Here is a 17,978-nt window from a genome sequence, read left to right as displayed (position 1 = left end):
TTCGTCGTCCTGGTGTGCGGTCAGCCGTACTGGAGCACACCGACCGCCGTGCAGATGTCCGCCTGGCGCAGCCGGAAGACACACGTTCTGCCGTGGGAGACGCACTCGACCACCGCGGGCGGATGGGACTCGGTGAAGCGGATCGCCTTCATCCGGATGGCCAGGGGACGGATCAGCGAGCCCCCGGTGGCCAGCGCCGCGCCCTGCCGGGCACCCTCCAGCAGGACCAGCCCCGGAACATGGTCGCTCCAGTGGTCGAAGAAGAACGGGTGGCGGGGGTCCGCGGGGTCCAGGTACACCACTCCCCCGTCCCGCACCACCAGCACGTCCCGGGCCGCAGTGACGCCCAACTGCCCCGGTGAGGGCCGTACGGCGGCACGCAGCCGGCGCCGCGCGGTCTGGCCCGAGTGCGCGGAGCGGGTCTCCGCGTAGGCCGTGCCGTCGAGGAAGCGGGCGGTGCCCCCGGCCCGCGCGAAGATCCGGCCACCGGCCCACAGGCCGACGTCGAGCCGCATCCCGGACACGAACCGCCCGGAGGGTGGTGCGGTGCGGACGTCCGTCACCGCGATCCGGCAGGTGATGTCGGTCGCCCCGTGCGGGGCGCGTGGCTCGGTCTCCGGGTCGAGCCGGAAGAACAGATCGCGGATCAGGAAGTGCGCGCCCGCGGGCACGGCGTAGTACCGGGTCGGGATGTAGATCCCCAGTTCGCGCAGGGTTTCGGCGATCATCAGCGGATGGTGCCGGCCGTCCCCGCCGTGCGGGAACGTCGGATGGGACCGCGGCCACTGGGCGGCCGCCTCGAACCGTCCGTCACCCAGCGTACGGACGTCGGTGAGCAGCACCTCGGCCACCGAGACCCGGTGCACGGCCTCACGCGCCACGGTGCGGGACCAGCTGAGCGGCCGACCGGTGGGACCGGTCGGCTCCGAAAGGCCGCGAGCCTCGCGAACGATCACCATAAAATACTAATAATGTTTGACCTGTCTGTCCTCATCACCATCAGCGGCCTGAAGTCCGCTAAGTTCACTGCGTCACACCGGACGGCTGATGAAGGACGACGAACACGTGCAAGAGCGGGCCGAACAAACACGCCGGTCTCTTCTGGAAGCGGCCGCATCCCTTTTCGACGAACGCGGATACGCCGGAACGAGCATCAGCGACATCACCGCCCGGTCGGGTCACACGAGTGGCGCCATTTACTTCCACTACACCAGCAAGGAAAGACTCGCCCTCGCCGTGGTGCAGGAACACTTCGCCACCTGGCCGCCCCTGATCGACCGGCACACCGGGCTACGGGCGCCCGCCCTGGAGCAGCTCGTCCGGCTCAGCTTCGCGGTGGCCCGCGCCTTCCGCGACGACATCGTGGTGCGGGCGGGGGCCCGGCTGTGGACCGAGCGCTCCCTGATCGCGGCGCCCTTCCCGCCCCCGTTCATCGGCTGGATCGACGCCGTCGGGGCCATGCTGGAACGGGCCCACGGCGAGGGCGAGCTGGCCCCGCATGTCGATCCGCTGCCCGCCGCCCGGACCATCGTGTGTGCCTTCTTCGGCCTGCACACGGTGTCCGAGGCCCTCGACGGGCGACGGCTCGTCGAGGACCATCTGGCCGAGCTGTGGACCCTGCTGCTGCCCTCGCTGCGGGCAGGCCCAGGACACCCCGGCCACACCGCCGACCTGCTGGCGGCGGCCCGGGGCGCCTGACCGGCGGACCGGGCTACTTCCAGATGTCGGCGACCCACTCCGGGTGGTCGATGAACGGGTTCCTGTTGTGCTGGAAGTCGTCGTAGATGACCTGGTTGCGCTTCTTCTCGAAGGCGTCCGGCGGGTCCTGCTCGCTCCACTTCTTCAGCACCGAGAGCCGTCCCATGAAGGGCTGGCTGCCGTTGTCGACCTTGTCGTTGGGCTCCAGGTCGGGGAAGCCCTCACCGCCCTCGTAGCGAACCGCCATGTACAGGATCATCCGCGCCACATCGCCCTTGACCTGGTCACGGGGCTCGAAGGAGTCGTCGTCGGTGCGGTTGCCCGGCGCCTCCCCCACCTCCGAGCCGCCCTCGTCGAAGTCCTTGCTCCCCCGGGTGCTGTTGACCGAGACATCGGCCGGGCGCAGATGGTGGATGTCCGTACCCGGTCCGGTGGACGTGCCGAAGTCGCCGTGCGACTTCGCCCAGACGTGTTCGCGGTTCCAGTCGTCCGCGTTTCCGCTGTTCGCGTCCTTGCTCTGGGAGCGGCCGCTGTAGAGCAGGATGACGTTGGCGGAGTTGTCCGGGTCCTCGTCGGTCTTCTTGAGGGCGTCCCAGACCTCGTCGTACGAGAGCTTGCTGACGTCCTTGCTGATGATCTGGTGCAGGGCGTCCTTCAGCGGCTCCCCGGTCTTGCCCATCGCGTCCTGGTAGTACGTGTCGTCGTACGCGGTGCCGGCGGGTTCCGCGGTGGCCGGGGTCTGCGCCGTAACGGCGAGAGTCACGACGCCGGCCAGCAGCGCCAGGGATTTCCAGCGGGTCACACGGGTCATGTGTGGTGTCCTCTCCCCGATTTACAACCGTTGTTCGAACCCCGAAAGCGTGGCAGGCACAGGATCGTCCAATGGTGAACATCATGAAGAGGTTGTGTGTCAGGGTCATGACCGGAAACAGCCTGGGCCCCGCCGTCACAGCGAGGCGCCCCCGCACATCACCAGCGTCTGGCCGGTCACCGAACCGCCCTCCGGGCCCAGCAGGAACGACGTCATCCCCGCCACCTCCTCGGGCCGTACGAGCCGGCCGAGCGGCGGAACGACGGGCGGGGTACGGCTGCGGCCCGGGTCCCGCAGCATCGGGGTGTCCGTCGGCCCCGGCGCCACCACGTTCACGGTGACCCCGCGCGGCGCCAGTTCGGCCGCCCACGACCGGGCCAGGCCCGTCAGCGCCGCCTTGGTGGCCGCGTACTGGCTCTTGCCCGGGACGCCCGTCATCGTCCGGCTGCCCACCAGCACCACCCGGCCGCCGTCCCGGACCCGGCCCACCAGCGCGTCCGCCAGGACGGTGGCCGCCTGGACGTGGATGCGCCACATGAGGGACCCGTCCTCGGCGTCCAGTTGGCCCAGCCGGGCGGAGCGCTGGACGCCCGCCGCGTGCACGAGGGCGTCCAGCGGGCCGTCCTCGCCCATCGGGACGAGCGCCTCCGGCAGCTCCTCCGGCCGGGCCAGGTCGGCCGGGAGCCAGCGCAGCCGGTCGTGCCCGTGGGGCGGGGCCGTACGGCTGATTCCGGTGACCCGCCACCCCTCGTCCAGCAGCCGGGTGGCGACGGCGGCGCCGATGCCGGAGCTGGCGCCGGTGACGACGGCGTGGCGGGGCCCGCCCGGGGAATCAGCCATCGGCTGCCCAGTCCGGGCCGACGCGGACGTACTTGATGGCCTGGCGGTGGTACGTGTACGCGATGTGCAGCGTGCCGTCCGGGGTCTGCCGGATGGTGGGGTACGACAGCTCCCGGTTGAGCCGGTCGCGTGAGTTGTTGGTCAGGCAGTGTCCGTCGCCGACGTCGAGATCGCGCCGTACGGGCCAGGTGCGGCCGCCGTCGGCGGACAGCGCGAGGGTCATCGGCGCCCGGGGCGCGCCCCAGAACGCGCCGGGGGCGTCCTCGGTCCGCGCGTCCGGCGGGGGCGCGGCGGCCGGGGAGTCGCCCGCCTGTCCGTCGTCGTCGATCTCGTCGTAGAGCGACACCCGGCGGGCCGTCGCGTCGGCGCGGCTGCTGTGGTTGTAGACCAGCGCCAGCCGTCCGTCGCCGAGCGGGACGTACTGGACGGAGGAGTTGTTGTTGGGCAGCTCGGTCGGCTCCGGCTCGCTCCAGCTCTCCCCGCCGTCCGTGCTGTGCGAGCGGTACACCGCGTCGGCCCAGCGGCTGCGGAACAGGGCCAGCAGCGCGCCGTCCGGGAGCGGATGGACGTTCATGTGCACACAGCCCGTGGACCCCGGCACGGGCCGCTCCCGCCACGTCCGGCCCTCGTCGTCGCTGATCATCACCGCGCTGGTGTCGTGGTCGCCCACCCACTTGGCGCCGGGGGTGGACACGCAGTGGAACACGGGCAGCAGCCACCGCCCGTCGCCCGCCACCGCGACCGGCTGACGGATGAACACCCCGCCCTCGCCGGTGGCCGGGAAGAGGGTGCGCGGCGCACCCCAGGTCTCCCCGTTGTCGCCCGACACCCGCACCCGGACCTCCGCGGTGTCCTGGTTGCCCGCCTGCTGGGCGGTGTAGAACAGCCACAGCTCACCGGCCGGGGTGGGGAACAACAGCGGGTTCTGCTCGGAGCGCGTCGGGTCGTCGGAGAGCCGGACCGGCTCCGACCAGGTGCCGGAGCCGGGTGCCAGCCGGGAGAACCACACGGAGATGTCCGGCACGCCCTCCTGGGTGCCGCCGAACCATACGCAGCCGAGGTCGCCGCCGGGCAGCACCGTCAGGTTGGCGGCGTGGTTCTGGACGGCCGGTGCGGGCAGGAACGCCTCCTGGCGCGCCGGATCGCCCGGCCGCGGCCGGAGCCGGCCGTCGTAAAGCCGTATCGCGATGTCATGGTCGGCGGTCATGGCGCCGGGCTCCTCGTGGTTGCGGTGGTATGGCTGTACGTCATCGGCCGGCCGGGGCGTCACGAAGGGGCGCCCCGGCCGGAACCCCGACCCCCGGGACACGCCCGGTGGCTTTCGGGGCCGCGGGGACGGAGCCTCCGGGCCGGGGGCCCGAGGGGCGGAGCCCCAGGTCGGGGCCCCGGGGGTCGAGCCCCTCACGCGGCGGAGCCGCATATCGACGGGTGCCGGGAAGGGCGGGGTGGGGAATATCCACCGGCTTACCTGTTGTACGCGGGCATCGGGCCCCTCAGCCGGGCGCCCACCTCGTCGCACGCCGCCACCACGTCCTCCGGCAGCGGACCCGCGGCGGCCGCCGCCAGGTTGGCGCGCAGGTGCTCGATCCGGGAGCCGCCCAGCAGCAGGGCGTCCACCCCGTCGCGGCCCAGCAGCCAGCGCAGCGACAGGTCCGTCAGCGGGATGGACGCCTCGTCCGCGATCCGCCCCAGGTCGCGGACCGCCTCGAAGAGGCGGGGGTCCCAGTAACGCTTCCGGTACATCTCGCCGAGCTTGGAGTCGCCGAAGCGGCCGGACCCGGGGGTCTCCTCATAGACATGACGGCCCGTCAGCAGACCGCCGCCGAGCGGGTTGTAGACCATCGTGCGCAGGCCGCTGGTGGCGGCGTACTCGCGGTACTCCTCCTCGATGCGCCGGGCCAGCAGGTTGTACAGCTGCTGCGCCACCACCGGGCGCGGGGCGCCGACCCGGTCGGCGGTGTGGGTCAGCTCGGCGATCTGCCAGGCGGCGTAGTTGGAGACGCCGAGCGCGCGGATCTTGCCCTCGGCGACGAACTCGGCGACCGTGCTCAGCGTCTCCTCCAGCGGGGCCGCGCGGTCGGGCTGGTGGAGGTAGAAGAGGTCGACGTGATCGGTGCCGAGGCGGCGGAGGCTGCCTTCGAGGGCCGCGCGCATGCCGCGCGCGGACAGCGGGGAGTGGTCACCGGCGTCGGCGTGCGGCATCCCGGCCTTGGTGGCGAGGACGATCCGGTCGCGGCGGCCGGGCAGCAGCTCGGCGAGGAGGGTTTCGGTGACGCCCCCGACGTACGCGTTGGCGGTGTCCACGCCCGTCACCCCGGCGTCGAGCGCGGTGTCCAGCATCGCCGCGGCGCCCTCCCGGTCGACGGTGTCGCCGAAGGTCATGGTGCCCAGCACCAGCCGGGACAGCGGCACCGGGGCCCCGGGCACCGTCACCCCGCCGGGCGAGGCCTGGGAGGTGGTGTGGGTCTGCGCGTGCGGGTTCACTGCGTTCCTCCTGATTCCTGGTGAGGGTCCTGGCCATGACCATGGTCCCGGTCGGCCGCGATCGCGGACACCAGGGCCCGCGGCTTGCGTCCCCGCATCGTCGACGGGTCGAGCGCCGCGCGCCGCAGCGCCCTGGTGTACGGCTGGGTGGGCGCGGCGAGCACGTCCGCGGTCGGTCCCGATTCGACGATCCGCCCGCCGCGCATCACCACCACCTCGGAGCTGATCTCGCGGACCACTCCGAGGTTGTGGGAGATGACGAGGTAGGCGAGGTTCTGTTCGGCCTGGAGGTCGCGCAGCAGCTGGAGCACCTGGGCCTGTACGGAGACGTCCAGCGCGGACGTGGCCTCGTCGCAGACCAGCAGCTCGGGCCCGCCGGCCAGGGCGCGGGCGATGCCGATGCGCTGGCGCTGGCCACCGGAGAACTCGGCGGGGCGCCGCTGGAGGGCGCCGGCGGGCAGGCCCACCTGGTCGATCAGCTGGGCGGCCCGGCGGCCGCGTTCGGCGGCGGACCGCACCCCGGCCAGCCGCAGCGGCTCGGCCACGATCTCCTCGGCGGTCAGATGCGGGTCCAGTGAGCCGTACGGGTCCTGGAAGATCATCTGCACCCGGCGCCGCAGCGGCCGAAGCCGCCGCTCGGGCAGCGACGCGATGTCGGTGCCGTCGAGCAGGATGCGCCCCTCGGTGGGCCGCAGCAGCCGGACGAGGGAGCGGGCGACGGTGGACTTGCCGCAGCCGGACTCGCCGACGATGGCGAGCGCCCCGCCGGGCGCGACGGTGAAGCCGACGCCGTCCACCGCGCGGAACACGCCGCCCGGGACCGGGTATTCGACCACCAGGTCCTCGACGGCCAGCAGGGGTGTGGTCACAGCGCCTCCTCGGGGACAGCGGCGGATGTCTCGTCCCAGGGGCCCAGCGTGGGGACGGCCGCGAGCAGATCGCGGGTGTACGGCTCGGCGGGGTGCTCCACGATCTGTTCGACGGGGCCGGACTCCACGAAGCGGCCGCCGCGCATCACATGGATGCGGTCGGAGACCAGCCGGGCCACCCCCAGATCGTGGGTGATCATGAGGATGCCGATGCCGGTGCGTTCCTGGAGTTCCATCAGCAGGTCGAGGACGCCCGCCTGGATGGTGACATCGAGGGCGGAGGTCGGCTCGTCGGCGACCAGCAGCTCGGGTTCGGCGGCGAGTGCGATGGCGATGAGGACGCGCTGGAGCATGCCGCCGGAGAACTGGTGGGGGTAAGCGCCCCACCGGGTCTCGGGGCGGGGGATCCGTACCCGGCCGAGCAGTTCGATGCCCTTGGCGCGGGCGGCGGCGCGGGACAGCTCCGGGTGGCGGATGCGCAGCGCCTCGCCGAGCTGGCGGCCGACGGTGTGCACCGGGCTGAGCGCGGTCATCGGGTCCTGCGGGATGAGGGAGACGCCGCGGCCGCGGATCCGGCGGGCCGCCCCGGGGTCGGCGATGACGTCGACGCCCTGGATACGGGCGGTGCCGGACAGCACGGCCAGCCCCTCGGGCAGCAGCCGCAGCAGGCCCATCGCGGTGGTGGACTTGCCGGAGCCGGACTCGCCGATGAGGGTCACGGTCTCGCCCGCGGCGAGGGTGAAGCCGACGCCGTCGACCGCGCGGACCACGCCGCCGTCGGTGATCAGCTCGATCTGGAGGTCCTCGACCTCCAGCAGGGGGGTCGCGTCGCTCATCAGGAGCCCTCCGTCACACGTCGGCGGGTACGGTCGCGCAGCCCGTCGCCCAGCAGGTTGACCCCGACCACCAGCAGCGCGATGACGAGGCCGGGCAGGGTCACCAGCCACCAGGAGGTGGTGATGTAGTCCTGGCCGTCGGAGATGATGCGCCCCCAGGTGGCGAACGGCCGCTGGGGTCCGGCGCCGAGGTAGCTGAGCGCGCTCTCCAGCAGGACGGCCTGGGCGAGCAGCAGCAGGACGACGAGGGACGCCTGGCGGACGATGTTGGGGATGATGTGGCGGGCCAGGATGGCGATCTGGCGCAGCCCCAGCACCCGGGCGGCGGCCACGTACGGTTTCTCGCGTTCGACGAGCACCAGCGAGCGGGTCAGCCGGGCCACCTCGGGCCACTGGGCGATGGCGATCACGCAGGTGATGACGGTGACGGACGGGCCGAAGAGGGCGACGACGAGCAGCAGCATCATCAGCAGCGGCAGCGACATCTGCGCCTCCAGCAGCCGGGAGACGATCGCGTCCACCCAGCGGCCGAAGTATCCGGCGGCCGCGCCTGCGACGATGCCGATGAGGCCGGAGACGAGGACGGCGAGCACACCGACCGACAGGGACACCTGGCCGCCGTGCAGCACCCGGGAGAGCAGATCGCGGCCGAGCTGGTCGGTGCCGAAGAGATGGCCGTCGCTCAGCGGGGGAAGCCGGCGCAGGGAGAGGTCCTGGGCGTTCGCGCCGGGCAGCGGCAGCACCTGGGCGAGGGCGACGGGCACCACCACCAGCAGGGTGCACACCGCGCCCGCCCACAGCTTGAGGCTCGCGCCGCGGCGGCGCCGGGTGGCGGCCGCGCGGGCCAGGTCGCGGGCGGTGACCCGGCTGGGGCGCGCCGCGGGCGTGGCCTCGGCGGGGGCCGGGGGTTCGAGGGCGCCTTTCATGTCTCAGGCCGCCTTTCCCAGGCGCACCCGCGGGTCGAGCAGCGGGTAGGCCAGGTCGATGAGGAGTTGGACGAGGACCGCCAGCGCGGCGGTGACCAGGACGGTCGCCTGGATCAGCGGGTAGTCGCGGGTCTCCAGGGCGCGGATGACCAGGGAGCCGACGCCGGGCCAGCCGAAGACCACCTCGACCACCACGACGCCGTTGAGCATCGCGGCGAACCGGGTGCCGAGCGCGGTGAGCACCGGGATGGCGGAGTTGCCCATGGCGTAACGCCAGGTCAGGGCGTGTTCGGAAACGCCCCGGGAGCGGGCGGTGGTGACGTACGGCGAACCGAGCGCCGCGACCATCTCGCGCCGCACCAGCCGGGAGATGAGCGCCATCTGCAGGGTTGCCACGGTGACCGTGGGCAGCACCAGGCCGCTCCAGGTGGCGAAGCCGGAGGCGGGCAGCACCGGCGTCAGCACGGCGAAGACGGTCAGCAGCATGACGCCGATCCAGAAGTCCGGCATGGACTGTCCGGCGATGGTCAGCACATTGGCGCCGAGTTCGCGCTTGGTGTCGGCGCGGCGGGCCATCCACACCCCCAGCGGCACGGCGACCACCGTGGTGAGCACGATCGCGGAGAGGGCGAGGGTGATGGTGTAGGGGACCCGGTCGAACACCACGTCGAAGGCGGGGGCATGGAAGGAGTAGCTGGTCCCGAGGTCACCGGTGAACAGATCGCGCAGGAAGACGCCGTACTGGGTCAGCAGGCTCTGATCCAGCCCGAACTGTTCACGGATCCGGGCGAGGTCCGCGGTGCTGGGGTTGGGTCCGGCCAGGGCGGCGGCCGGGTCGCCGGGTGCCATGCGCACCAGGACGAAGACGGTGGACAGGGTCAGGAAGATGGTCAGGACGCTCTGGCCAAGGCGGCGTATCAGATAGCGCGGCACGGCTCAGCCCTCCAGGCGCACGGCGGCGAGGTCGTAGGAGTTGAGCTGGAGGAGCCGCACGTCCCGGACCCGGGAGCGGCGGGCCAGCACCACATCGGGGACGAAGGCCCACAGGCAGGGGCGGGTGTTCCAGATGTCCTTCTGGACGGCGGCGAGCTTGGCGTCACGGGTCTTCTCGTCCGTCTCGGCGGAGGCGTCGGCCAGCCGGTCGGCGATCTTCGGGAAGACGTAACCCTGATAGGTGTCGCGGGTCTTCTCCTTCTCCGGGGTGCCGCCGTACATGCCCTGGAGGCTAGTGCCGGCGTGCCCGGTGGGGACGGAGAAGCCGTTGCCGAGGACGTCCCAGTCGCCGCGGCGGCCCTGCCGCCACTGCTGGATGTCGCCGCCGGGCTCGAACTGCTGGAGTGTCGGACGGACTCCGACGGCGCGCAGCATCTCCAGGACGGCTTCCATCACCGAGGTGTCGCCGGGGAACTCCCCGGACTCCCAGATGATCTTCACCTTGAGGTCGCGGTGGCCGAGCGCGGCGAGCTGCTTGCGCGCCTTGCCGGGGTCGTGGACGTAGCCGCCGGTGCGTATCGCGCCCTTGAGGGCGAGCGGGACCACGCCCTCGGCCTGCTGGGCGGAGCCGGTGAGCACATCGTCGACGAGGGACTTGCCGTCGATGGCGTAGCTCAGCGCCTCGCGCACCCGCGGATCGGCGAGCGGATGGCCGCGGGGCTTGCGGAAGTTGAAGAACAGCTGGTTGACGCGGGTGCCGGTGGTGCGGTCCAGGCGCACCCCGGGCAGTCCGCGCAACTGCTCGGCCGAGTCGGGGGTGATGGTGTCGATGACGTCCAGCTCGCCGCTGCGGATGGCGACCACGCGGCTGGACTCCTCGGGGACGAAGCGGACCCGCACCCGTGGGGTGGCGGGGCGCCGCCCCCAGTAGTGCTCGTTGGCGGCGAGCGCGTATTCACCGGTGCCGGAGTTGGCCGAGGTGACCACATAAGGGCCGGAGCCGACGCCGCCGGACAGCTCCTCGGGCCGGTTCTTGGCGGCCGGGCTGATGAGGATGTTGGCCATCAGCTGGTCGAGGATGGGGACCGGGCGCTTGGTGTGCAGATGGAAGGTGCGCTCGTCCACCGGTTCGAGGGCGGGCCGCTCGGGGAAGAGCCCGACGATGAACGAGCCGTTGACGCCCCAGTACATCTTCAGCGCGGTCGCCACGTCCTTGACGGTGACCGGGCTGCCGTCGGAGTAGCGCACCCCGTCCCGCAGCCGCACCGTCCAGCGGGTGGGCTCGGTCATCTCGAAGCGGTCGGCGAGCACCAGCTCCGGCAGGAGCCCCTTGCCCATCCGGGTCAGGCCCTGCCGGACCGCGCGCTGCACCGTGACGGCGGCGTCGAACTGGTTGAGCTTGTTGTCGAGACTGACCAGGGAACGGTTCAGCCCCAGGCTGACGGCACCGGGGCCGGGGCCACCGGTCGGGCCCGCGCACCCGGCGAGGGGGGCGAGGGCGATACCTGCGGAGGCGCCCGCTCCGAGGCGGAGCACGGCCCGGCGGCTGATGTCCGGGCCACGGACGTCCGGACCACTGCTGGCCGGGTCTTGGGGGATAAGGGTCATCGGTGACCTCTCGGCGGTTCTGAGGCGAGCGACCGGCTCGCTCGACCCGCTCGGTCCGAGGGCCGTACGGGTCAAGGTGTCGCGGCGGTCACCGTGACATGACTGCGCGCTTTACGCAATACCTCTCGCGCGGTTCGCGCAACGTGTGTCATCATCGAGACCACGGAGACAGCGTGTCCGCCGTGTGATCACGTCCGACCACGTCTGATCACTCCCCCTGTCATGGCCATTCAAGGAGGTACCGGTGGAGATGCCGCCCTTCCGGAGCGTGCTGGCCATCGCGGACGACCTGTCCGGTGCCGCCGAGACGGCCGCCGGGCTGAGTTCGCGCACAACGCGCAGTCGTGTGCTGCTCCTCGGGCCTTCCGGGTGCAGCCCGGAGGAAATACCGCAGGAGATGTCCGCGGCGGACGCGCAAGCCGTGACCGTGCTGGACCTCGACTCGCGCTACAGCCCTGCCGGGGACGCGGCCGACGCGGTCCGCGACGCCCTGCGGCTGGCGCCCCCGGGCGACACCCTGGTCCTGAAGAAGATCGATTCACTGCTCCGGGGCAATGTCGCCGCCGAGGTCGCCGCGCTGGCCGCGGACGGGGCGGGCGTGGTTCTCGCCCCCGCCCTGCCCGTCGCCGGGCGCGTGGTGCGCGGGGGCGTGGTGCACATCGGCGGGGTGCCGCTGCACGACGCCGACGCCTGGCGCGCCGAGGCCACGGCCCCGCCGTCCTCGGTGGCCGACGCGCTGGGCGGGCTGCCCACCGCGCTCGTCCCCCTCGCGACCGTACGCGGCCCGCGGCACACCCTGCTGTCCGCCCTGCGGGCGGCGGTGGCGGCGGGCCGGGTGGCGGTCTGCGACGCGGAGACGGACGCCGACCTGGACGCGATCGTCGCGGCCTCGCTCGCCGAGGGCCCGCGTCCGCACCTGGTAGGCACCGGCGGGCTGGCCGTGGCCCTCGGCCGCCACCTGGCCGCGGACGCCGCGCCCGCCGCAGTGCGCGCCGGCGCGCGCCCGGACGCGGCAGCGCGTCCGTACGCCGCAGCGCGTCCGTACGCCGCAGCGCGTCCGTACGCCGCAGCGCGGGCGGAGGCGACGGCGCGGGCCCATACCGCGGTGTCCGCGGATACCGCGGCACCCACCGAGACCACCGCGCGGCGGGAGACCCCCGCGCGGGCGGACACGGAGACGCGGCCCGAGTCGGTTGAGACGGCGGCGCGGGCGGAGGCCGTGGAGACGGCCCACCGGCCGGTGCTGGTCGTCGTCGGTACGGCCGAGCCGGGCGCCGTCGAACAGGTGCGCCGGCTGGTGGCCGATGGCGCCGTACACGTCCGGCTCGACCTCGACGGCCTGCTGTCCGAGCCGCCCGCGACCGCCCTGCCTGCGCTGACGGCCCCGGTCACGGTCATCACCATCGCCCCGGCGACCGGTGCGCCGCGCAGTGCGGCACATCCCGCAACTGCCGCCGCCCCGGAGGCCGGTGGCACGGCCACCACCGCGCCCGGTGGCCCGACCACGGCCACGGCACCCGGTCCCGTGCCGGCCCGGCTGCTGGTGCACGGGCTGGCCCGTACCGTCGCCACCGCGCTCGCAGAGCGCACCGGCGCCGCCGACCTCGTCCTGACCGGCGGGGAGACGGCGCGCCGGGTCCTGGACGCGCTCGCGATCACCCGGCTCGCCCCTGTCGGGCAGGTGCACCACGGCGCCGTACATCTCCGCACTCCCGACGGGCGATCCGTCGTGACCCGCCCGGGCAGCTTCGGCGATCCCGATTCCCTGCGTCACATCGTCCGGGCGCTGCGCCCCCACACCCGAACGGAAGGTCCGTCCATGCCGCCCATGAATCCCTCCACGAACCAGGCGCCCACCGGGACCGCGGCCGACGCCGCCGGTCCGCTCCCGCTCATCGCGGTCACCATGGGCGACGGCGCGGGCATCGGTCCCGAGGTGATCACCCCCGCCCTGCTCGCCCCGGAGACCCTGCGGCGCTGCCGGCCGGTGGTCATCGGGGACGCGGAGCGGCTGCGGCAGGCGGCCCGGCTGCGCGGCACCGTGTGCGAGATCGTCCCGGTCGGAGCGCCCGCCGACGCCGAGTTCACCCCGGGCCGGATCAACGTCATCGACCTCGGGCTGCTCCCCGCCGAGCTGCCCTGGGGCGAGCTGTCCGCGGTCGCCGGGGACGCCGCGTACCAGTACGTACGGGCGGCCGCCCGGCTCGCCATGGACGGTGAGGTGCAGGGCATCTGCACCGCGCCGCTGAACAAGGAGGCCCTCCACGCGGGCGGCCACGTCTTCCCCGGCCACACCGAACTGCTGGCCCATCTCACCGGTGTCGAGGAGGTGTCGATGATGCTGGCCACCCCGACGGTCAAGGTCATCCACGTCACCACCCACATCGGGCTCATCGACGCCGTCAACAAGATCGAGCCCGGCCTGGTCGAGCGCACCGTGCGCCGCGGCCACGAGGCGATGGTCCGTGCCGGTACGCCGCAGCCGGTGATCGGGGTGTGCGGCATCAATCCGCACGCCGGGGAGAACGGGCTGTTCGGCTACGGCGAGGAGGAGGAGAAGATCGTGCCCGCGCTGGAGGTGCTGCGCGCGGACGGCATCGACGCCCGCGGACCGCTCCCCGCCGACACCGCCTTCTTCCTGGCCGGGCGCGGCGACTACGACCTGATCGTGGCCATGTACCACGACCAGGGGCACGGCCCGGTCAAGGTGCTGGGCCTGGAGGCCGGGGTCAACCTCACCGTCGGCCTCCCCGTCATCCGCACCTCCGTCGACCACGGCACCGCGTTCGACATCGCCGGTACCGGCAAGGCCGACGCCGGTAGCATGATCGAGGCGCTGCGGCAGGCCGCCGACATGTCGCCCTCGCCCGCCCGCTGAAGCCCACGATCGACGGACCGGGAAGGACGGGTGACATTGCCGGTACAGGGAGCACGAGCCCGCCGCGACCAGATCGTCCACCTCGCGACGACCACGGGCCTCGCCAGCGTGGAGGAGCTGTCCCGCACCTTCGGGGTCACCGCCTCCACGATTCGCCGCGACCTCGCCCAGCTGACCGCCGACGGTCGGCTGGCGCGGACCTACGGCGGGGCGATGGCCCTGGTCGCCCACCCCGAGGCGTCGCTGCGCCAGCGCACCGGCGAGGCGTTCGAGGCGAAGCGGGCCATCGCCCGCTGGGCGGCGTCGACCGTCCGTACCGGCGAGACCGTGCTGCTGGACGCGGGCTCGACCGTCGGCGCCCTCGCCCATGAGCTGCGCACGGCCGAGGGGCTGACGGTGGCCACGACCGGGCTCACCGCGCTCCAGGAGCTGGCCGACGTGGAGTCCGTGCGCGTCGAGTGCCTGGGCGGCACGCTCCGGCCGCTGAGCCAGAGCTTCCTGGGCCCGCTCGCCGAGGCGGCGCTGGAGCGCATGACGTTCGACCGGGTCTTCCTGGGCGCCGACGGGGTCACGGCCGAACACGGCATCTGCGAGGCGGATCTGCGCCAGACCCGGCTCAAGGAGCTGATGGCCCGGCGCGCCGAGAAGGTGTACGTGCTGGCGCACGCGGCCAAGGTCGGCCGGCGCCCGTTCCACACCTGGATACGGCTGCCGCCCGGCTGGACCCTGGTGACCGACAGCGGCGCCGACGAGGAGGAGATCCGGTCGCTGCGCGCCGTGGGCGTCGAGGTCACCATCGCGGACGCGGACTGACGGCGCGTATGGCGTCTCCCGGCGTACGGTGGGAGACGCCCGGGGATGCGTGGCCCCGGGGATATCGGGCACCCGCTACACCGGGCACCCGCTCCGCAGGCAGGACGTTGCCACCGTCTCACGAGCTTTTGGAGGACACCGTGGCACGGCATACCGACCCGCTTTCCACCGCCGACCCGACGCGGCCCGACGACCCCGTGCCGCCGAACCCGACCCCGTCGCCCGGGCCGGGCGGCCCCGAGCCGGGGCCCGCGCCGGGGCCCGTGCCCGGACCGCCGCCGGGGCCGCCACCGGATCCGGTGCCGTCGCCTCCGCCGGAGCCGCCGGGGCCCACCCCGGGGCCGCCTCCCGGCCCGTCCCCGGACCCCGTCCCGAATCCCCCGGGCCCCGATCCGGTGCCCGACCCCTCCCCGGCGCCGGGCCCCCTGACCTGATCCCCGGTGAGCGCTCCCCGCCGGGGCCAGACCTTGTCCGGCGGATCTTCGCGGGGCCACGACGCCGCTGGACCGCGCGGCCTGATCCACGAAGATCCGCCGGACAGGACCTCACCCTGGTGGCGTAAGCGGACGGGTGCGGGCGCGGTCGCGGTGAGAGGGTCGTAAATCCCCGGCCCCCTCGGAATCCCGGACCGCCAAGGAGCCGCAGATGCCGCGCACCGCACCGCCCCGCCCCGTTCTGGAGCCCGCAGCAGCCGCGTTCGCCGAGGCCACCGCGAAGCCGCCGTATCTGTATCAGATGTCGCCCTCGGAAGGGCGCAGGACGGTCGACGAGCTGCAGTCCGGGGAGGTCCCCAAGCCCGAGGTGGACGAGGAGTGGATCAGCGTCACCGGGATTCCGGTCGGTGGGGTGAAGGCGCGGATCGTCCGCCCGCCGAATGTCTCCGGGACCCTTCCGGTGATTCTCTACGTCCACGGCGCGGGCTGGGTGTTCGGCAATGCGCACACCCATGACCGGCTGGTCCGGGAGCTGGCGGTCGGGGTCGGCGCGGCCGTGGTGTTCCCCGAGTACGACCTCTCCCCCGAGGCCCGCTACCCGGTGGCGCTGGAGCAGTGTTACGCGGTCGGGCAGTGGATCGTGGCGCACGGCGAGGCCGCCGGGCTCGACCCGAACCGGCTCGCGGTGGCCGGGGACTCGGTGGGCGGCAACATGACCGCGGCGCTGACGCTGCTGGCCAAGGAGCGCGGCGACGTCTCCCCCATCCAGCAGGTGCTGTTCTACCCGGTGACCGACGCGACCTTCGACACCGGCTCGTACGAGCAGTTCGCCGATGGCTACTACCTGACCCGCGAGGGCATGAGGTGGTTCTGGGACCAGTACACCACCGACCCCGCGCAGCGGGCCGAGATCACCGCCTCCCCGCTGCGCGCGGACGCCGACCAGCTCAAGGGGCTGCCGCCCGCGCTGGTCATCACCGGTGAGGCCGATGTGCTGCGGGACGAGGGCGAGGCGTACGCGAACAAGCTCCGTGACGCCGGTGTACCGGTGACCGCGCTACGGATGCAGGGCATCATCCACGACTTCCTGATGCTCGACGCGCTGCGCGACACCCATGCGGCACGGGCCGCGCTCACCCTGGCCGTGAACACTCTGCGCGACGCGCTGGGCACGGCCTGACCCGGCCGCGCCCTCTCAGCCCGCGGCGCCGCCCGCCTTGGCCTGCTTCTTCATCCGCTGCTTGTAGGCGCGCACCTTGTCCAGCGACTCGGGTCCGGTGATGTCGGCCACCGAGCGGTACGAGCCCTCCTCGCCGTACGACCCCGCCGCCTCGCGCCAGCCCTCGGGCCGCACCCCGAACCGCTTGCCGAGCAGGGCGACGAAGATCTGGGACTTCTGCTTGCCGTAGCCCGGCAGGGCGTTCAGCCGCCGGAGGAGTTCGGCGCCGGTGGGGACATCGCGCCACAGGGCGGCCGCGTCGCCGTCGTACGTCTCGACCAGGTACTGGCACAGCTGCTGCACCCGCTTGGCCATCGATCCGGGGTAGCGGTGCACGGCCGGTTTCTCCGACAGCAGCGCCGGGAACCGCTCGGGGTCGTACGCGGCGATCTCATGGGCGTCCAGGTCGTCGGCGCCCATCCGCCGCGCGATGGTGTACGGGCCGGTGAACGCCCATTCCATGGGCACCTGCTGGTCGAGCAGCATGCCGGTCAGAAGTGCCAGGGGACTGCGCGCGAGCAGGGCATCGGCCTCGGGTTGCTGGGCGAGACGAAGGGTGGCGTCCATCCCCGGCGGATACCCACCGCTCCGACAGCGAATCACTCAGCCCCACAATTCCCCCCAAAGACGCAGGAAAGGGAGGGCGATTTGGTCGAATTGCACGACCTTGGGGGGCGTGCGAGCCTGGTGGCGACCGCAGAACCGACCGTGAAACCGATCTCCCCTCAGAGCCTCGAGAGAGCGGGACCTCACCGCATCACCGCTGTGCCGCGGGCAGGCCGTGACATCGGACCACGGAGGCGAGTGACCATGCCAGCAACCGCGACTCGCCGCCGACGCCATGACGACACCCCCGACACCGGCGGCGCCTTTCTGCGACTGTCCCGGCTGCCCTCCGGACCCGAGCGCGACGCGCTGCGCGAGGCGATCATCTGCGAGTGGCTGCCGGTCGCCAAACGTCTGGCGCTGCGCTTCCGCAACAAGGGCGAGAACATGGAGGACCTGACCCAGGTCGCCTCGCTCGCCCTGGTGAAGGCCGTCGACCGCTACAACCCGGACCTCGGCCACGCATTCCCCTCGTATGCGATCCCGGTCATCACCGGCGAGCTGAAGCGGCACTTCCGCGACTATCTGTGGACGCTGCACATCCCGCGCAACATCCAGGAGGTCCGCTCCCGCACCCGCTCGGCGCGCGACGCGCTGGAGCAGGAGCTGGGCGGCCGTACCCCGACCGTCGGGGAGATCAGCACCCGCACCGGCATGCCGCAGGAGGACGTTCGCGCCGGTCTGGAGGCCAGCGCCTCCTGCACGCCGCTGTCCCTCAACGCCGCGGTGCAGGGCGCCGAGGAACGGCTGCTCGCCGAGACGGTCGGCGCGGACGACGCCGCGATCGAACGGGTCGTCAACCGCGAATCGCTGCGGGTGCTCATCGCGGACCTCTCCGAACAGGACCGCTACGTGCTCTACCTGCGGTTCTTCGCCGGGCTTTCGCAGAGCCAGATCGGCGAGATCCTCGGCTTCTCGCAGATGCACATCTCCCGCCGGCTGTCCCGGCTCTACAGTGAGCTGCGTCAGGGGCTGCTGGCCCACGCGTAGCCCCACCCGTTACGCCGCTCCCCGGCAGGAGGT

At 72.8% G+C, this 17,978-nt stretch carries 16 protein-coding genes; 5 read left to right on the top strand and 11 right to left on the bottom strand.

All coding sequences use genetic code 11. The features are described 5' to 3' along the window. Positions 1-20: 20 nt before the first annotated feature. The gene (locus tag ACH4SI_RS17925; RefSeq protein ID WP_398296705.1) at positions 21-959 is read right to left on the bottom strand and encodes a ScbA/BarX family gamma-butyrolactone biosynthesis protein; all 939 of its coding nucleotides are present in this window, start codon (positions 957-959) and stop codon (positions 21-23) included. Positions 960-1,047: 88 nt separating this feature from the next. Between ACH4SI_RS17925 and ACH4SI_RS17920 the strand changes: the two genes are divergently transcribed. Further along, positions 1,048-1,698: a ScbR family autoregulator-binding transcription factor gene (locus ACH4SI_RS17920; RefSeq protein WP_398296704.1), complete on the top strand. Its 651-nt coding sequence runs from the start codon at positions 1,048-1,050 to the stop codon at positions 1,696-1,698. A 13-nt stretch (positions 1,699-1,711) separates the two neighbouring features. On the opposite strand, the gene ACH4SI_RS17915 is transcribed toward ACH4SI_RS17920, so the two are convergent. The 9 genes from ACH4SI_RS17915 to ACH4SI_RS17875 form a co-directional block, all read right to left on the bottom strand. After that, entirely contained in the window at positions 1,712-2,509 is a 798-nt protein-coding gene (locus ACH4SI_RS17915) for an endonuclease I family protein (protein WP_398296703.1), read from the bottom strand. A 135-nt stretch (positions 2,510-2,644) separates the two neighbouring features. Next, the gene (locus ACH4SI_RS17910; RefSeq protein WP_398296702.1) at positions 2,645-3,349 is read right to left on the bottom strand and encodes an SDR family NAD(P)-dependent oxidoreductase; all 705 of its coding nucleotides are present in this window, start codon (positions 3,347-3,349) and stop codon (positions 2,645-2,647) included. After that, positions 3,342-4,556 carry an exo-alpha-sialidase gene (locus ACH4SI_RS17905; protein ID WP_398296701.1) on the bottom strand — a complete coding sequence of 405 codons (1,215 nt, stop codon included), beginning with the start codon at positions 4,554-4,556 and terminating at the stop codon, positions 3,342-3,344. The genes ACH4SI_RS17910 and ACH4SI_RS17905 overlap by 8 nt, the downstream gene beginning before the upstream one ends. Positions 4,557-4,813: 257 nt before the next feature. Then, positions 4,814-5,833 carry an aldo/keto reductase gene (locus ACH4SI_RS17900; RefSeq protein ID WP_398296700.1) on the bottom strand — a complete coding sequence of 340 codons (1,020 nt, stop codon included), beginning with the start codon at positions 5,831-5,833 and terminating at the stop codon, positions 4,814-4,816. Beyond that, on the bottom strand, positions 5,830-6,702 hold the full coding sequence (locus ACH4SI_RS17895) for an ATP-binding cassette domain-containing protein (protein WP_398296699.1): 873 nt from the start codon (positions 6,700-6,702) through the stop codon (positions 5,830-5,832). Before ACH4SI_RS17895 ends, ACH4SI_RS17900 begins: the two co-directional genes overlap by 4 nt. After that, the gene (locus ACH4SI_RS17890; protein WP_398296698.1) at positions 6,699-7,538 is read right to left on the bottom strand and encodes an ABC transporter ATP-binding protein; all 840 of its coding nucleotides are present in this window, start codon (positions 7,536-7,538) and stop codon (positions 6,699-6,701) included. Before ACH4SI_RS17890 ends, ACH4SI_RS17895 begins: the two co-directional genes overlap by 4 nt. Next, positions 7,538-8,464 carry an ABC transporter permease gene (locus ACH4SI_RS17885; protein WP_398296697.1) on the bottom strand — a complete coding sequence of 309 codons (927 nt, stop codon included), beginning with the start codon at positions 8,462-8,464 and terminating at the stop codon, positions 7,538-7,540. Before ACH4SI_RS17885 ends, ACH4SI_RS17890 begins: the two co-directional genes overlap by 1 nt. A 3-nt stretch (positions 8,465-8,467) precedes the next feature. Then, the gene (locus ACH4SI_RS17880; protein ID WP_398296696.1) at positions 8,468-9,397 is read right to left on the bottom strand and encodes an ABC transporter permease; all 930 of its coding nucleotides are present in this window, start codon (positions 9,395-9,397) and stop codon (positions 8,468-8,470) included. Between the two features lie 3 nt (positions 9,398-9,400). Beyond that, positions 9,401-11,005 carry an ABC transporter substrate-binding protein gene (locus ACH4SI_RS17875; RefSeq protein ID WP_398296695.1) on the bottom strand — a complete coding sequence of 535 codons (1,605 nt, stop codon included), beginning with the start codon at positions 11,003-11,005 and terminating at the stop codon, positions 9,401-9,403. 250 nt (positions 11,006-11,255) lie between these two features. On the opposite strand from ACH4SI_RS17875, the gene pdxA reads away from it, so the two are divergent. The 3 genes from pdxA (at position 11,256) to ACH4SI_RS17860 (ending at position 16,310) form a co-directional block, all read left to right on the top strand. Next, on the top strand, positions 11,256-13,883 hold the full coding sequence (gene pdxA / locus ACH4SI_RS17870) for a 4-hydroxythreonine-4-phosphate dehydrogenase PdxA (protein ID WP_398297112.1): 2,628 nt from the start codon (positions 11,256-11,258) through the stop codon (positions 13,881-13,883). A gap of 36 nt (positions 13,884-13,919) precedes the next feature. Further along, a complete protein-coding gene (locus tag ACH4SI_RS17865; protein WP_398297110.1) occupies positions 13,920-14,696 on the top strand; it encodes a DeoR/GlpR family DNA-binding transcription regulator in 777 nt (258 codons plus the stop codon). A 645-nt stretch (positions 14,697-15,341) separates the two neighbouring features. Further along, positions 15,342-16,310 carry an alpha/beta hydrolase gene (locus ACH4SI_RS17860; RefSeq protein WP_398296694.1) on the top strand — a complete coding sequence of 323 codons (969 nt, stop codon included), beginning with the start codon at positions 15,342-15,344 and terminating at the stop codon, positions 16,308-16,310. Positions 16,311-16,325: 15 nt separating this feature from the next. On the opposite strand, the gene ACH4SI_RS17855 is transcribed toward ACH4SI_RS17860, so the two are convergent. Further along, entirely contained in the window at positions 16,326-16,916 is a 591-nt protein-coding gene (locus tag ACH4SI_RS17855; protein ID WP_398296693.1) for an HhH-GPD-type base excision DNA repair protein, read from the bottom strand. Between the two features lie 243 nt (positions 16,917-17,159). Here ACH4SI_RS17855 and ACH4SI_RS17850 point away from each other — a divergent pair, with 243 nt between their 5' ends. Beyond that, positions 17,160-17,945: a SigB/SigF/SigG family RNA polymerase sigma factor gene (locus tag ACH4SI_RS17850; RefSeq protein ID WP_398296692.1), complete on the top strand. Its 786-nt coding sequence runs from the start codon at positions 17,160-17,162 to the stop codon at positions 17,943-17,945. Positions 17,946-17,978: the final 33 nt, after the last annotated feature.

This window comes from Streptomyces sp. NPDC021212, from assembly GCF_044332925.1.
GTDB lineage: Bacteria > Actinomycetota > Actinomycetes > Streptomycetales > Streptomycetaceae > Streptomyces.
The sequence above is the reverse complement of the archived record's forward strand: the minus strand, read 5'-3'. Positions and strand labels throughout refer to the sequence as shown.

Excerpts from the sequence above, each read along its gene's own strand:
- ACH4SI_RS17905 (WP_398296701.1), bottom strand. The coding sequence starts at position 4,556 with ATGACCGCCGACCATGACATCGCGATACGGCTTTACGACGGCCGGCTC.
- ACH4SI_RS17855 (WP_398296693.1), bottom strand. The coding sequence starts at position 16,916 with ATGGACGCCACCCTTCGTCTCGCCCAGCAACCCGAGGCCGATGCCCTG.
- ACH4SI_RS17920 (WP_398296704.1), top strand. The coding sequence starts at position 1,048 with ATGAAGGACGACGAACACGTGCAAGAGCGGGCCGAACAAACACGCCGG.
- ACH4SI_RS17915 (WP_398296703.1), bottom strand. The coding sequence starts at position 2,509 with ATGACCCGTGTGACCCGCTGGAAATCCCTGGCGCTGCTGGCCGGCGTC.
- ACH4SI_RS17925 (WP_398296705.1), bottom strand. The coding sequence starts at position 959 with ATGGTGATCGTTCGCGAGGCTCGCGGCCTTTCGGAGCCGACCGGTCCC.
- ACH4SI_RS17875 (WP_398296695.1), bottom strand. The coding sequence starts at position 11,005 with ATGACCCTTATCCCCCAAGACCCGGCCAGCAGTGGTCCGGACGTCCGT.
- ACH4SI_RS17885 (WP_398296697.1), bottom strand. The coding sequence starts at position 8,464 with ATGAAAGGCGCCCTCGAACCCCCGGCCCCCGCCGAGGCCACGCCCGCG.
- pdxA (WP_398297112.1), top strand. The coding sequence starts at position 11,256 with ATGCCGCCCTTCCGGAGCGTGCTGGCCATCGCGGACGACCTGTCCGGT.
- ACH4SI_RS17860 (WP_398296694.1), top strand. The coding sequence starts at position 15,342 with ATGCCGCGCACCGCACCGCCCCGCCCCGTTCTGGAGCCCGCAGCAGCC.
- ACH4SI_RS17910 (WP_398296702.1), bottom strand. The coding sequence starts at position 3,349 with ATGGCTGATTCCCCGGGCGGGCCCCGCCACGCCGTCGTCACCGGCGCC.
- ACH4SI_RS17850 (WP_398296692.1), top strand. The coding sequence starts at position 17,160 with ATGCCAGCAACCGCGACTCGCCGCCGACGCCATGACGACACCCCCGAC.
- ACH4SI_RS17890 (WP_398296698.1), bottom strand. The coding sequence starts at position 7,538 with ATGAGCGACGCGACCCCCCTGCTGGAGGTCGAGGACCTCCAGATCGAG.